Source organism: Algibacter sp. TI.3.09, from assembly GCF_038154905.1.
Classification (GTDB): Bacteria; Bacteroidota; Bacteroidia; order Flavobacteriales; family Flavobacteriaceae; genus Algibacter.
This window is the reverse complement of record NZ_JBAKAN010000005.1, coordinates 132,825-145,841: the sequence shown is the minus strand read 5'-3', so window position 1 is coordinate 145,841 and position 13,017 is coordinate 132,825. Positions and strand designations below refer to the sequence as shown.

General features: G+C 33.3%; 12 protein-coding genes. 2 read left to right on the top strand and 10 right to left on the bottom strand.

The window, feature by feature from the left end; all coding sequences use genetic code 11:
• Positions 1–106: 106 nt before the first annotated feature.
• From V6246_RS15380 to V6246_RS15335, 10 genes are all read right to left on the bottom strand, one after another.
• Positions 107–1,633, bottom strand: coding sequence for a bifunctional GNAT family N-acetyltransferase/carbon-nitrogen hydrolase family protein (locus tag V6246_RS15380; protein ID WP_341561351.1), 1,527 nt, complete (start codon positions 1,631–1,633; stop codon positions 107–109).
• A 2-nt stretch (positions 1,634–1,635) separates the two neighbouring features.
• Entirely contained in the window at positions 1,636–2,610 is a 975-nt protein-coding gene (locus V6246_RS15375; RefSeq protein ID WP_133969035.1) for a deoxyhypusine synthase family protein, read from the bottom strand.
• Entirely contained in the window at positions 2,600–3,538 is a 939-nt protein-coding gene (gene speB, locus V6246_RS15370; RefSeq protein WP_042497020.1) for an agmatinase, read from the bottom strand. The genes V6246_RS15375 and speB overlap by 11 nt, the downstream gene beginning before the upstream one ends.
• Positions 3,528–4,925: an arginine decarboxylase gene (locus V6246_RS15365; RefSeq protein ID WP_042504301.1), complete on the bottom strand. Its 1,398-nt coding sequence runs from the start codon at positions 4,923–4,925 to the stop codon at positions 3,528–3,530. Before V6246_RS15365 ends, speB begins: the two co-directional genes overlap by 11 nt.
• A gap of 827 nt (positions 4,926–5,752) precedes the next feature.
• The gene (locus V6246_RS15360; protein WP_158845329.1) at positions 5,753–6,631 is read right to left on the bottom strand and encodes a pseudouridine synthase; all 879 of its coding nucleotides are present in this window, start codon (positions 6,629–6,631) and stop codon (positions 5,753–5,755) included.
• Between the two features lie 183 nt (positions 6,632–6,814).
• A complete protein-coding gene (locus tag V6246_RS15355) occupies positions 6,815–7,717 on the bottom strand; it encodes a geranylgeranylglycerol-phosphate geranylgeranyltransferase (RefSeq protein WP_133969031.1) in 903 nt (300 codons plus the stop codon).
• A gap of 73 nt (positions 7,718–7,790) precedes the next feature.
• Complete coding sequence (locus V6246_RS15350; RefSeq protein WP_159019200.1) at positions 7,791–8,720, bottom strand: mevalonate kinase family protein; 930 nt, start codon at positions 8,718–8,720, stop codon at positions 7,791–7,793.
• 29 nt (positions 8,721–8,749) lie between these two features.
• The gene (gene mvaD / locus V6246_RS15345; RefSeq protein ID WP_341561350.1) at positions 8,750–9,829 is read right to left on the bottom strand and encodes a diphosphomevalonate decarboxylase; all 1,080 of its coding nucleotides are present in this window, start codon (positions 9,827–9,829) and stop codon (positions 8,750–8,752) included.
• Positions 9,830–9,936: 107 nt separating this feature from the next.
• Positions 9,937–10,476, bottom strand: a complete 540-nt coding sequence (locus tag V6246_RS15340) for a DUF1697 domain-containing protein (RefSeq protein ID WP_341561349.1) — start codon at positions 10,474–10,476, stop codon at positions 9,937–9,939.
• A 7-nt stretch (positions 10,477–10,483) separates the two neighbouring features.
• Positions 10,484–10,939: a GNAT family N-acetyltransferase gene (locus tag V6246_RS15335; protein ID WP_341561348.1), complete on the bottom strand. Its 456-nt coding sequence runs from the start codon at positions 10,937–10,939 to the stop codon at positions 10,484–10,486.
• A 178-nt stretch (positions 10,940–11,117) separates the two neighbouring features.
• Here V6246_RS15335 and V6246_RS15330 point away from each other — a divergent pair, with 178 nt between their 5' ends.
• The gene (locus V6246_RS15330; protein ID WP_341561347.1) at positions 11,118–11,582 is read left to right on the top strand and encodes a hypothetical protein; all 465 of its coding nucleotides are present in this window, start codon (positions 11,118–11,120) and stop codon (positions 11,580–11,582) included.
• Position 11,583: 1 nt separating this feature from the next.
• Positions 11,584–13,017, top strand: a complete 1,434-nt coding sequence (locus tag V6246_RS15325) for a T9SS type A sorting domain-containing protein (protein WP_341561346.1) — start codon at positions 11,584–11,586, stop codon at positions 13,015–13,017.

The following is a 13,017-nucleotide window of genomic DNA, read 5'->3' as shown; positions in this document are numbered from 1 at the left end:
TTTCACATGTACCCTATTTAACGACATATTAATCTCATTAAACAGGGTTAATTGTTTTTTAGATTTGGGCATTATTTAGCCACAAGATAAATATAATTATTTATGATTACTTTACACGAATTACATCATAAAAATCTTTTCGTCTATCCTTCAAGTTTTTAACAGCTCCAAAAGAATGTAGTTCACGCAATAAGCTTAAATCTACATCGGCAACCAAAATCATTTCTGTATTTGTTGTCGCTTCAGCTTTTATCCCATTACTTGGAAACGAAAAGTCGCATGGTGTAAACACAGCAGACTGCGCATATTGAATATCCATGTTATTCACGTTTGGTAAATTACCAACACTTCCAGCAATAGCAACGTAACATTCGTTCTCCACAGCACGTGCTTGCGCACATAAGCGCACTCGAGAATATCCGTTTTGTGTATCTGTTAAAAAGGGTACAAATAGAATATCCATGCCTTCATCAGACAATAAACGTGACAACTCAGGAAACTCCGAATCGTAACAAATTAATATCCCTATTTTACCACAATCGGTTTCAAAGGTTTTTAATTTATCACCACGTTGCATACCCCAAACCTTAGCTTCATCTGGTGTTACATGTATTTTTTCGTAACGCTCAAAACTACCATCTCTTCGGCATAAATACCCAACATTATACAGTTTATCACCAATCAATTCTGGCATACTTCCTGAAATAATATTAATATTATATGAAATAGATAACTGTTTCATTCTATTAACAATAGTTTCAGTAAATTTTGCCAACTCTCTAATAGCATCTGGTTCATGCATATGGTTAAACTCAGCCATTAAAGGCGCATTAAAAAACTCTGGAAATACTGCAAAGTCAGAGCGATATGCCGAAACACTATCAATAAAATATTCTACTTGCTGCATTAAATCGTCCAAGCCTTTATAGGGGCGCATTTGCCACTGTATTAAACCTAAACGCACCACCGTTTTTATGCTACTTGCTTTTTTATTAGGTTTGGTATAATTTATATTATCCCACTCCATTAAAACTGCGTATTCGCTTGATGCTGTATCTCCTTCTAAATAATTTTTTAAAACCCTTACCGGATGAAAATCATTAGATATTTGAAAGTTTAAAACCGGATCATGAATTTCCTTACGCTTAACTTTTTCAATATATTCTTTAGGCGTTAAATCTCTATGTTTATGATAATTTGGCATACGCCCGCCAAATACGATACTCTTTAAGTTTAACGTTTCGCAAACTTCTTTTCTGTAATCGTAGAGTCTTCTACCTAAACGCAACCCTCTATATTCTGGCTTTATAAACACATCGATACCATAAAGCACATCGCCTTCTGGATCATGATTTTTAAAAGATTCTCCAGAAATAATATCGCTATAAGTATGGTTATCATCTATTTTATCGTAATCGACAATAAGAGACAACGCACAGCCCGCTAAATTTCCATCAATTTTAATAACCACCTGTCCTTCTGGAAACATGGTGGTTAATTTTTGAATGTGATCTTTTTTCCAATAAGAATCTAGCACACCGCCATAAGACTCTAACGTTGCTGCTTTTAACTCCTCAAAATCATCAACAGTTAGATACTTTAATTCTATATTTTCAATATTGTTTATGTCCATTGCTATTGACCTAGTAGGTATGCAAAAATTAATGGCGCAACAATAGTAGCATCACTTTCGATGATAAATTTAGGTGTATTAATATCTAATTTACCCCAAGTAATTTTCTCGTTTGGTACAGCTCCAGAATACGAACCATAACTGGTTGTAGAGTCGCTAATTTGACAAAAATAACTCCAGAATGGCGTATCTGTACGTTCCATATCTTGGTACAACATTGGCACCACGCATATCGGAAAATCGCCAGCAATACCACCTCCTATTTGAAAAAAGCCAATACCTTTAGATGAATTATCAGTATACCAATCTGCTAAAAACGTCATGTATTCAATACCAGATTTCACAGTACTTGCTTTTAATTCTCCTTTTAAAACGTAGCTCGCAAAAATATTACCCATAGTACTATCTTCCCAACCTGGGCAAACAATAGGCAAGTTTTTTTCCGCTGCAGCGTACATCCAAGAATCTTTTAAATCAATTTCGTAATACTCTTCTAAAACTCCAGAAAGTAACATTTTGTACATATACTCATGAGGTAAAAAACGCTCGCCATTAGCTTCAGCATCTTTCCAAATCTTTACAATATGTTCTTGTAATCGTCTAAAAGCTTCCTCTTCAGGAATACAAGTATCAGTTACACGGTTTAAGCCTTTTTCTAATAAAGCCCACTCATCTTCAGGAGTTAAATCACGATAGTTAGGCACACGTTTGTAATGTGAATGCGCTACTAAATTCATGATATCTTCTTCTAAATTCGCACCCGTACAAGAAATAATTTGCACTTTATCTTGACGAATCATTTCAGCAAAACTCTTGCCTAATTCAGCAGTACTCATAGCACCTGCTAAAGACACTAACATTTTAGCCCCAGAGTTTAACTGTGCCTCGTACCCTTTTGCAGCGTCTACCAAAGCAGCAGCGTTAAAGTGTAAATAATGTTTTTCTATAAATTGCGAAATTGGTCCTTTAGTACTCATCGTTGTCACTGAATTTAGAAGCGTTAGTTTTTTGTTTTGTATTATCGTATGCGTTATCGTAATCGTCGTTTACCGACTCATCCATAAATTTATAGCTTAGCATTTTGTAATATAATTTTGCTGCTAAAAAATCGGATGATTTTTCTTTTTTATTTGGGCAAAGCTCCACAATATCGAAACCTACCACATTTTTCTCTTTAAAAACTTGTTTTAAAAAATCTAAGGTTTCGTACCATAATAACCCACCCGGTTCTGGTGTGCCTGTGCTTGGCATAATTGAAGGATCGAAGGCATCCAGATCGAAAGTGATAAATACATTATCCGTCATTTGATCGATTGCCGAATCCATCCAAGTGTCATCCACCGCCATATCGTGTGCAAAATAAGTCTTCTCTTCATCCATTACGGTTTTCTCCATAACGTCCATAGAACGAATTCCTACTTGAATTAAATTAGTTGTTTGGCTTGCCTCGTAAACAGCACAAGCATGGTTACACGTAGAACCATCGTACTCTTTACGTAAATCTGCATGTGCATCAATATGCAAAACCGTTAAGCTTGGATACATTTCGTTAAAAGCACGAATAGTACCTATAGAAATAGAATGTTCTCCACCAAAAATGGTTACAAACTTATTTCTCTTAATATATTTTTTAGTCGCTTTATGCACAGCTTCCACCATAGCTTCTGGCGATGCATTCTCGGTTACAGCATCGGCTAAATACACCCCTTGGCGGTACACTTCCGTTCCGGTTTCAATATCGTAAAGCTCCATGTTTTCCGAAGCATTTAAAAACGCCTTAGGCCCCTTATCTGCACCTTTTTGCCATGTACTTGTACCATCATAAGGCACAGGAATTAAAACAATCTTTGCAGTTTCCTTTTTTGCAAACTCTTCTGCAATTCCAGCGTAGGTATTATTGCTCATAACCTAAAATTTTAAGTAAGTCTTCACTTTTTTGTTGTTCACTAAATATTTTTTTTGTGATGTTTCCATCTTCATCTCTATCTATTAAAATATGCTTTGGCGATGGAATTAAACAGTGCTGTAAACCTCCAAAACCACCAATAGTTTCTTGGTAAGCACCTGTATTAAAGAAGCCAATATATAAAGGTTTATCTTTATCGTACTTTGGTAAATAAATAGCGTTCATGTGTTGTTCACTGTTGTAATAATCATCGCTATCGCAAGTTAAGCCGCCAAGTAAAACACGCTCGTAACTATCGTTCCAGCGGTTTAAAGGCAACATCACAAAACGCTTATTAATAGCCCAAGTATCTGGTAATGTTGTAATGAAAGATGAGTTGATCATGTTCCATTTTTCACGATCGTTTTGTTGTTTTTGGTACAAAACTTCGTAAACCGCACCACCACTTTCACCTACAGTAAAACTACCGAATTCAGTAAAAATATTTGGTACATCTACACCTTCCTCTTCGCAAACAATTTTAATTTGATTTACAATTTCTTCAACCATATAGGCGTAGTCATAATCAAAAACTAAAGAGTTTTTAATAGGGAAACCTCCACCAATATTTAAACTATCTAAACTCGGACAAATCTTTTTCAAGTTTGTGTAAACCTTCAAACATTTAGTAAGCTCGTTCCAATAGTACGCATTATCACGAATACCGGTATTAATAAAAAAGTGAAGCATTTTTAAATTAACCTTCTCGTTATTCTGAATTTGAGATTTATAAAACGGCACAATGTTTTTATAGCCAATACCTAAACGTGAGGTATAAAATTCAAATTTTGGTTCTTCTTCCGAAGCAATTCTAATACCAACATTAAAGTCGCCATCGATCTCGTTAGAAAGCAATTCAATTTCCTCGTAATTATCAATAATAGGAATAGCATTTCTATGTCCGTTATTAATTAATCGAGCAATATTAGTTACATATTGCGCACGCTTAAAACCATTGCTAATTACAAAGGTATCATCTGTAATTTTACCTTCTTTTTTAAGGTTTTCAACAATATCAATATCAAAAGCCGATGAGGTTTCAATATGTATATCATTCTTTAAAGCCTCGTTTAAAACATGTTTAAAATGCGAGCTCTTTGTACAATAGCAGTAATTATATTTACCCTTGTAATCGTTCTTTTCGATAGCATCGGCAAACCATTTTTTTGCACGATTAATATTGTTAGAAATTTGAGGTAAATATGTAAATTTTAATGGTGCACCATAAGTTTCTACCAACTCCATTAGATCTACTCCGTGAAATTGTAATGTTTTGTTTTCTAATGCAAATTCCTCTTGCGGAAAATCATAAGTCTGATTGATTAAATCAATATATTTTGTATTCAATGTATTTATTTTAAGATATTTAAAGATATAAATTGTAGATTAACTACATGTTAATTCCGTAAAAAAATTAAAATCAAATTTGAATTTCAGGTTGAGTAGTAGGCACGAAGCCGTACTTATACTGGATAGCATATATGGCAGATACGGAAGTTAGCTTTAAAATTCGGTCGCTTAATCGGTAAGCTGCTTTTGAAAATGACTTCCTAATGTCCAAAAGCCCGAACACAGAAACAGAGTTCAATTCGTTCAGCTAATAATAGTGCAAATGAAATACAAAAAAATGAATTACAAACTTTTTTTTAATTTATTTTTAAAATATTTTTCATGGTGCGTTACCACAAGGGTCGGGCTATCACTACTCGCTTTTTTGTGTTGCATTGGTGCAACCACACAAAAAGAGCTCAAACACGCCGTTCTATCCCTAACGCAGGTGTATTACCCAAGTATATTCCATAGAATTAAGAGCCATATTTAGAGCAAAAACATAGATAAAAAATAATACTATAAGAGTTTATTATTCCGAAGAAAAAGAAAATTTCTTTATAAAACAGCATGCCATGTCTCCTAGCGTCGACATGACTTCAAAAAAATTTTTAAACTTACAGCTGGTCATTTCTACCTTCTGAGAAATCACATAATCTCTAAACATTATTTACGTTTTCAGTATCATCTAAAACATCTCCACACTAACAATACTTTTAAGTTTAAACACTTCTAACGTCGACACGAAAAAAAAGAGAATACAATATGCTCCAAACCAAATCGAGTGTTACACCTCCTAATGAAGACATAACACTCGATTTAAAATTTTTACTAAACGAAACGTTTTACAACATTTTTAAAGTATTTAACTCTTGCTCAGTTAAATGTTTCCAGCTTCCACGAGGAATATCTTTTTTAGTTAAGTGCCCAATAGCCACACAATCTAAAGTAACAATCTCGTACTTTATGTAATCGAAAATACTACGGATAATAGTGTTTCCTGTATTTTTAATTTTAAGTCCAATTTCTTTTTTAGACGCATTATCGATGTAGCTAATTTCCTCTACTTCAATAAGTTTTCCGTCAATTTTAAAACCAGCTTGTATCTTTTTAAGATCTTCTAATTTTAAATTCTTATCCAATTCAATATGAAATAAACGTGGCACACCATGTTTAGAGTTGGTAAACTTAGCCGCTATAGCATCATCGTTTGTAAATAGTATTAACCCCTTAGAGTTTCTACCTAAACGGCCAATAGGCTTAATACGTGAACTTGTTGAATTCGCAACCAAATCCATTACCGTTCTCCCTTTACCTTCACTAGTTGTTGTAGCAAAGCCTTTAGGCTTATTTAATAAAACGTAAGCTTTTTTCTCAGGGTTTATACGTGCACCATCATAACGAACCTCGTCTGCAACCTTAACTTTATATCCCATTTCGGTAATTACTTTACCGTTAACGGTTACTAAACCAATAGCAATATGATCATCAGCCTCACGACGAGAACATATACCAGAATTTGCAATGTATTTGTTTAGTCTAATTTCATCAGGATTACTCGCTTTTTTAGGTGCAGGATTACCTTTTTTAATAGGTGCATTTCCTCTAGAAAAACTTTTACTTTTTCCGCCTTCGCCTCCTCTAGCAACGCCTTTTTTAGCTTCACCTTGATTACCTCTTCCTGAAGGTTTCCCTTTTCCGCTTGTTCCTTGATTTCTGTTCATGACTAATAATTTTCTGCAAAGATATATTTAAAATTATGATTGACGATTTAAGTTTTACTTTTTGTTTTCTATAAATATCACGAACGCCCTTAATAGCAATGTTTTATTAAGAAACCGTGACACTTGTTTTATATGCTGAAATTCTATTTTTCTTTAATGTATAACTGAAGAAAGAACATTGTATTAAATTCTATTTAAAACCACACTAACCTTTATAAGTACAATACTAAAAGCACCAACAACAATTATAAATTTTAAAATATTATGAAGTATTAAATAATGTGTTTTTGTTTTAGACATCCATAAAATCAACAAAAAAGCCAATAACAACGGAATGCATAAATAAAAATATAAATACATATAACCAATATCGTAACGGGAAAGTAATAAACTTATAGGCAACCAGGTTAAAATCGCCAAAATAGTCAACATTATTTTAGATGCTCTTTCACCATAAACTATTGGTATAGTTTTATAATTTTGAGCCAAATCTCCTTTTATATTTTCTAAATCTTTAGTGAGCTCGCGCATAGACATCATTAAAAACAAGAAAATGGCGTGTACAAAAACTACATGTTCAAAGTTTTTGTAATACATAAAAATAGCAAAAAATGGTGTAATGGTTAGTATAGCCGAAGTTAAATTACCAATAAATGGCATTTTTTTAAGTTTATGCGAATAGAACCAAATTCCGAAAATGTAAATAGAAAAGAAAATTACGCCTTTAAACGACACATAACTTGCCATTACTGCAGCCAAGAAATTAAGAACAAAATAGAAAGACAGCTTGGTGTTTTGACTTATTAACTTATCTAACTTCGATTTTATAGGCCTGTTAATTAAGTCTTTCTCAGAGTCGTAGAAATTATTAATAATATATCCGCCAGCAATAGTTGCAGCAGAAGCTAAAACAAGCATAAGTAAGTTTAAATCTAGAACAACATCTTTTACAGGTAAATCGTGCCCTAAAATAAAAATAGCCGTTAAGTATTGCGCGATAACTACAATAAGAATATTGTAACCTCGTACCACAGAGAACATGCTAAAAAACTTAAGTAAAATGTGCTTTTGTTTTCTGGACAGCATAAAATCTTGCTTTTGAAAAGAATTCTCGAATAATCTCGAAAAGTTTTCGAAATTTTATAATAAAACCTAAAATCTAGAAGTTGTAAACCACTTCTAATTTATAACCCGAAAGTGCTTTTTCTGCTTTACTCAAATCTTCTGTAAAGCCTAAAATATAGCCACCTCCACCAGAGCCACAAAGTTTTAAATAGTATTCGTTAGTATCGATACCTTTTTTCCAAAGCTCGTGAAACTGTTGCGGAATCATTGGTTTAAAATGACTTAAAACCACCTTAGATAAACTCTTGGTGTTTTTAAATAAAGACTTAACATCTCCTTTTAGAAAATCGTCTACACAAGCATCGGTATGTTTAATAAATTGATTTTTCAACATACTACGAAACCCTTCTTGCTTCATGCTTTCCATAAATAAACTTACCATTGGTGCAGTTTCACCAATAATACCACTATCTAATAAAAACACAGCGCCTTTACCATCGTTTTGCTGAGCAGGAATACCTGTAGCCTCGATATTATCTTTTGAATTGATAAGAATTGGAATACTTAAATAACTATTTAAAGGATCTAAACCAGAAGATTTTCCATGAAAAAAAGATTCCATTTCAGAAAAAATTGTTTTTAACTTTAATAGTTTTTCACGTGTTAAATTCTCTAAAACTGTAATTTTATCTTGTGCATACTTATCGTAAATAGCTGCAACCAAAGCACCACTACTACCAACACCATAACCTTGCGGAATAGACGAGTCGAAATACATACCAGCCTTTACGTGTTTTTTTAGTGAAGCCACATCAAAAACAACCAATTCCGGATTAATATTCTCTAAATACCCAACATAGCGCTGTAAACTTGCGTTAGAAGCTATTGCTGTTTCCGATGGGTTTTTATCTGTTTTCAAAGCACCATTATAAAAACTGTAAGGTATTGATAAACCTTTAGAATCCTTGATGATTCCGTACTCTCCGAAGAGTAATATTTTTGAGTAAAATAATGGTCCTTTCATAAGCTATAAGTGACTTGGTAAATGCAAAATTACAACAGTTTTGCTCCAAATCCAATTTTATCGATAATATACTCACCTTTTTGACAAAAGGTAACTAACTCACTTTTAATGAATTTAAGCACAGATTCCGCCTCATTTTCAGGGTACAAAACATGCACATTCGCACCAGCATCCAAAGTAAAACAAACTTTAGAACCTGTAGATTCTCTAAACGTCCAAATTTTATTAATAATTTGTAACGTATTTGGTTTCATTAAAATAAAATAAGGCATGCTCGTCATCATCATAGCATGTAGCGTTAAGGCTTCACTTTCAACCAAACCAATAAAAGCATCTAAATCTCCCGATTTTAAAATACTTTTTATGTCTGCAAGGTTTTTATTTGCCTGCTCAAAACGTTGTTGTGCAAATGGATGGCCATGCATTAAATTATGCCCAACCGTACTACTCACCTGCTTTTCACCTTTATCTACCAATAAAATAGTATCGTGATAATTTTTAAAGTTCTCATGAACTTCAAACGGATATTTTACTCCAAACAAATCGGAACTTCCAACTACATCTTCATGCTCGCCCCAAACTACCAAATCGCCTTCCAAACTTCTGCAAGCACTACCAGAACCTAAACGCGCTAAAAAAGATGCTTTTTGAATAAAATTGATTTTTAAATCATCATTAACCAATACCTTTTCAATACTCATTAAGCACAAAGCCAAAGCGCTCATACCTGATGCAGACGAGGCGATACCAGAACTATGAGGAAATGAATTTGACGTTTCTATTTTAAAATGATAGTTTTTTAAAAATGGTAAATAGCGCTCCACTCGCTTAAAAAAGGTTTCTATTTTAGGTTTAAAATCGTCTTTTTTCTCATTATCCAAAAACACATCGAACGAAAAAGTGTCTTTATTTTCTTTTTCAGAAAAACTTAATTTCGTAGTGGTTTTACAATAATCTAGTGTAAAACTTATGGATGGATTTTCTGGTATTTGATCTTGCTTTTTCCCCCAATATTTAACTAAAGCAATATTACTTGGCGAACTCCATGTAAAATCTCCGCTTTCAATATGCTTCGAATATGGTTTTGGGATAAAATCGGTTTCAGTCATGTTTAAATTTTGAGCTTGAATACAGCTAGTTTTGGCAAAAATAAGAAATATCTCTGCTATTTTTATCGAATTTAGTAATTCACTATTATTGTCAACAAATTATTAGTTTAGCCAGCGTTTTTAGACAGTTTTAAAAGCTTCACAATCGTTTTATAATTTCTAGCTGTGGCAGTAACCTTTAATTTACGCTCAAAGAAGTTATTATTGTATTTCGTTTTTCCGTAGCCAACAGATGAATAAAAATAAACACAATTTGGCGAAATTTCAATCTCCTCATTCTCAAATTCTATACTCGAAACTTCATTTACCAAACCGACTTCTGGTACTGTATATAATAATGAAAAGTAACTTTTTTGTTTTTTTTCTTCGGAAAAGGGACAGGCATCAAAAATAATCTTTAAAGCATCTCTAGTTTTTACAAGCACAGGAACATCTAACCCGAAGCGTTTTTTTATAGCTTCCGTAATTTGAAATTCTAATTCCGAAGCGTTTCCCTCTTCAGAATTAAAAATAATATTGCCACTCTGTATATATGTTTGTACGTCTTTTAACCCCATATTTAATAACAAATCGCGAAGCTCTGCCATTAAAATTTTATTATTTCCTCCAACATTAATGCCTCTCAACAGAGCAATATAAGTTCTCATATCCGTTTTATTTTATTTTTTTAGCGAAGCAAATACTATTTTTGGCTTTTGCATAATCACCAAAATTAGGAATAGTATGGTAATTATTTTTCTCGTAAAACCTGATAGCATAAGGCTTCTCCTTTAAAGTTTCAAGAATACATTTTTTAAAACCTAATTCTGCACTCCAATCTTCTAAGGCTTCTAAAACCAATTTAGCAACACCTTTTCCTCTAAATTCAACAAGCACAAACATCCGCTTAACCTCAACTTCATCTTCCGAAAAAGCTTTAATTCCCCCACATCCAATAGGGTTATTATTTTCATCGTAAGCCACAACAGCATGCTTAATTTTATCAATATTATTAAGTTTTCCGTAAAACTGTTTCTCCTCTTTATAGTAAATACCTAAATCAATATCCAAAGCTTTAACAAGTTTTTGAAAATCTACATCATCAGAACTTGTTCTTTTTATACTTATCATTCTTTTACGCTTTTTAACGATACAATTGTAGGGCTTGCAACCAAAACTAAGGCATTCATCGCTATATCATGGCTTTAAAAGACAATATTCCGTAACTTTGTTTAAATATTTTATTTCAATTGTGAAAAAGGTTGCCCCAAAACATACTAACTTTTACAAGCCTAAAACTGCATTTTTAATGCTATTCGCTTTGGTATGCATGTCTTGTGCCACAAAAACAAGTCTTGTTCAAAACTCAGAAGTTCCGGAAAGCGACCCAAAACTTATATTCTTAAATTATCAAGTTTCTCAAAATATAAAAGGCCAAAAATCTATTGAATTTATAGATAAAAAAATAGTAGACGGCAAACTACGAAACAGTGGATCTAAGTATATAAAATCGGGAGTTCCAGGCGATTTAGTTTGCACACAACTTAGTAAAAATAAAACGCTAATTTCCGAACAAACCATATCTAACCCATTGTTAAAAACTATTGAATTCACAACCGACTCTTTTAATTTCAAAAAGCGAAACGTATCTATAAAACAAGCACCGTTAAACCTGCGTATTCAGTTAAATACTTCAACTAAATTTATTAGAATTAAAGAAGTGATAGACTCTCTACAAAACACAAAAACGCTTATTACTTCTAATATTGAATAATATGAAAAACGCCTTCTTTTTATTTTTTGTATTAGTAAACTTTCAGTTTACAGGGGCTCAAGTTTTCACTACGGAAATCATCAAAAATTCCGGTGACAACAGTAAGCGTATCAATTTAGTAATTTTAAGCGAAGGCTACCAAGTTAGTGAGTTTGCCAAATTTAAAACCGATGCTGTTAATTATACAAACAACATGTTTAACGAATCGCCTTTTAAAGAATACTCCAATTACTTTAACGTTCATATCATTTACGTGCCATCAAACGAAAGTGGTGCCGATCATCCTGGAGAGAGTTTTGATCCGGAAGAAACTCCAGATGCATTATTGTCGCCAATAACTAGTGCAGATACTTATTTTAATGCAACTTACGATTCTTACGGCGCGCACAGAAGGCTTTTTTACGAAGCAGACGGCAATTACGCCAACCAAACTGAAGTAAAAATCAACAGCGTTTTAGCCGACAACTTCCCTACTTACGACCAAACTTTAATACTAGTAAACTCTGATGAGTACGGAGCTAGTGGAGGTGAGTTCCCGATGAGCTATACCGGATTATGGGGTCCAAAAACTGTACTTCATGAGCTCGGCCACTCTATGTTTAACCTGAAAGACGAATATTATCCAGGTGAATTATTTACAGATGAAGCCATAAACATGACTAGAGAAAGTGACGAAACTCTTGTAAAATGGAAAAACTGGGTAGGCACAAATAATGTTGGTGTTTATCAATACACCTGCGATACTGGTAATTGTGCCGAATGGTATAAACCGCACCAAACCTGTATTATGGAAGACATAACCAAATCGTTTTGCCCGGTGTGTACAGAAGGCATTATTGAGAAAATTCATGATTTATTACCACCCGTTAACTCTTTTACACCAAGCAACGACAGCGCTATTAGTGATGCTACTTTTCCGTTAGAATTTGAGTTGAACTTAATTGAACCTATACCGAATACTCTAGAAAGTGAATGGACTTTAAACAATATCTCTTTCGCTACTAATCAAGATTTGGTTAACATACAAGAAGGAGATTTAACCATAGGTACAAATATATTAACCTCAGTAATTGTAGATAACACCGAACTTTTAAAAGTAGACAACCACGAAACAACGCACGTAAGCACTGTAACCTGGACGATAGAACATTCTACACTAGGCATTAAATCTATTGAAAGTAGTAACACCACCTTTGCCGTATCGATGTATCCTAACCCGGTTTTAGATGTTGTTAATTTGAAATTTGAAAGTGATAACACCGAAAATATAACCGTAGAGATTATATCGATAGATGGTCGAAAAATTAAATCGGAAACGCTTACCAATTCTACAGTAAACTCTATTAATTTAAGGGCTTTGCCTTCAGGAATTTATTTGACTAATTTTTACGCTAACAAGGTACTTTTAGCGACTAAAAAACTAATAAGAAAATAA

What these genes read in the sequence shown, in the direction of transcription:
- V6246_RS15380 (WP_341561351.1), bottom strand. Translation starts at nt 1,633, where the DNA reads ATGGACATAAACAATATTGAAAATATAGAATTAAAGTATCTAACTGTT.
- V6246_RS15375 (WP_133969035.1), bottom strand. Translation starts at nt 2,610, where the DNA reads ATGAGTACTAAAGGACCAATTTCGCAATTTATAGAAAAACATTATTTA.
- speB (WP_042497020.1), bottom strand. Translation starts at nt 3,538, where the DNA reads ATGAGCAATAATACCTACGCTGGAATTGCAGAAGAGTTTGCAAAAAAG.
- V6246_RS15360 (WP_158845329.1), bottom strand. Translation starts at nt 6,631, where the DNA reads ATGAACAGAAATCAAGGAACAAGCGGAAAAGGGAAACCTTCAGGAAGA.
- V6246_RS15355 (WP_133969031.1), bottom strand. Translation starts at nt 7,717, where the DNA reads ATGCTGTCCAGAAAACAAAAGCACATTTTACTTAAGTTTTTTAGCATG.
- V6246_RS15350 (WP_159019200.1), bottom strand. Translation starts at nt 8,720, where the DNA reads ATGAAAGGACCATTATTTTACTCAAAAATATTACTCTTCGGAGAGTAC.
- mvaD (WP_341561350.1), bottom strand. Translation starts at nt 9,829, where the DNA reads ATGACTGAAACCGATTTTATCCCAAAACCATATTCGAAGCATATTGAA.
- V6246_RS15340 (WP_341561349.1), bottom strand. Translation starts at nt 10,476, where the DNA reads ATGAGAACTTATATTGCTCTGTTGAGAGGCATTAATGTTGGAGGAAAT.
- V6246_RS15335 (WP_341561348.1), bottom strand. Translation starts at nt 10,939, where the DNA reads ATGATAAGTATAAAAAGAACAAGTTCTGATGATGTAGATTTTCAAAAA.
- V6246_RS15330 (WP_341561347.1), top strand. Translation starts at nt 11,118, where the DNA reads ATGCTATTCGCTTTGGTATGCATGTCTTGTGCCACAAAAACAAGTCTT.
- V6246_RS15325 (WP_341561346.1), top strand. Translation starts at nt 11,584, where the DNA reads ATGAAAAACGCCTTCTTTTTATTTTTTGTATTAGTAAACTTTCAGTTT.